Source organism: Pseudomonas sp. B7, assembly GCF_016735645.1.
GTDB lineage: Bacteria > Pseudomonadota > Gammaproteobacteria > Pseudomonadales > Pseudomonadaceae > Aquipseudomonas > Aquipseudomonas glycinae.
In genome coordinates, this window is record NZ_JAERRE010000024.1 from 1 (window position 1) to 1,313 (window position 1,313).

Below are 1,313 nucleotides of genomic sequence, written 5' to 3' on the forward strand. Positions count from 1 at the left end.
TGTCTCGTCCTGAATAAGGTTTACACCTTCTGACCCATTCTCAGGAGGGAGTAATGAATACAGGAAAAAGGCGCAGTCAGCGTGATTACACGCGGACCTTTAAATTGTCGGTCGTCGATCAGGTCGAAAAAGGCGAGTTGAGTTATAAAGAGGCTCAAGAGCGTTATGGCATTCAGGGTAAATCGACCGTACTGAACTGGTTACGCAGGCATGGTCGGCAGGACTGGAGTCAAGGCGCGTCCATTCGCTCCAAGAGACCCCGTTCCATGGATGAGCCCGATAAACCACTGACACCCGAACAGCGAATCAAAGAGCTCGAAGAAAAGCTGGCCCAAGCCAACCAGAAAGCTCAGTTTTTCGAAGCTGTCGTTGATGTTTTAAAGAACGACTTCGGTGTTTCTGTCGTAAAAAAGCGATCCGGCAAGTCCTCTCCCAAGGGCAGATCCAAGACCTGAGCATTAGTCGGGCTTGCCAGTTCATGGGGATTTCCCGTCAGGCTTATTACAAGCGCAACCGCGCGTGTGATGCCCGGGCCCGTCATGCCCAGGAAGTGATGGGATTCGTGAGGGAGAAACGACTTAGGCAACCGCGCCTTGGCACCCGAAAACTTCACAATCTGATGCACACTGAGCCAGAGGTGTCCGTAAAGGTCGGTCGAGACCGGTTATTCGATATCTTGCGAGATCGGCGCGAGCTGGTTCCCCGCAGACGGGCCTATCACAAAACGACAGATAGCCATCATCGCTTTCGCCGGCATCCAAACCTGCTCAAAGATGGACCGATTCAGGTAGTTGCCAAGGCGCCAGAGCAAGTATGGGTTGCGGACATCACCTACCTACCGACGCAAACGGGTGTGGCTTATCTGAGTTTGATCACCGATGCGTACTCCCGAAAAATCGTGGGGCACCATGTCCATGAAAGCTTGCACGCCGAATCGGTGATCCAGGCGTTCAACAAAGCCCTCAAGCAGCGGACAACGAAGCAATGTTTGGTGCATCACTCGGATAGAGGCGTCCAATACTGCTCCGAGCTTTATCAGCGGCTGCATGCCAAATACGGCATCACCTGCTCAATGACCGATGGCTACGACTGCTACCAAAACGCGTTGGCTGAGCGTGTGAACGGGATTTTGAAAAACGAGTTATTGCTGCATCGCCCCAAAAATTTTGCAGAGGCCATCCGGATGGTGGACGAGTCGGTGCAGATCTATAACAACGAGCGGCCTCATCTGTCGCTGAAATACAAAACACCCGATGCGGTGCATCGGGCGTTTTGAGGCTGAAACAGGTGTAAACCTATTTCAGGACTAGACA

The 1,313-nt window shown here is 52.5% G+C and carries 1 protein-coding gene; it reads left to right on the forward strand.

Annotation, left to right across the window (positions count from 1 at the left end; genetic code table 11):
* Positions 1–53 precede the first annotated feature (53 nt).
* A protein-coding gene (locus JKA62_RS28830) for an IS3 family transposase (RefSeq protein WP_201820541.1) occupies positions 54–1,276 on the forward strand; the annotation gives its coding sequence in 2 pieces (ribosomal slippage) (positions 54–405 and positions 405–1,276; 1,224 coding nt in all).
* Positions 1,277–1,313 lie beyond the last annotated feature (37 nt).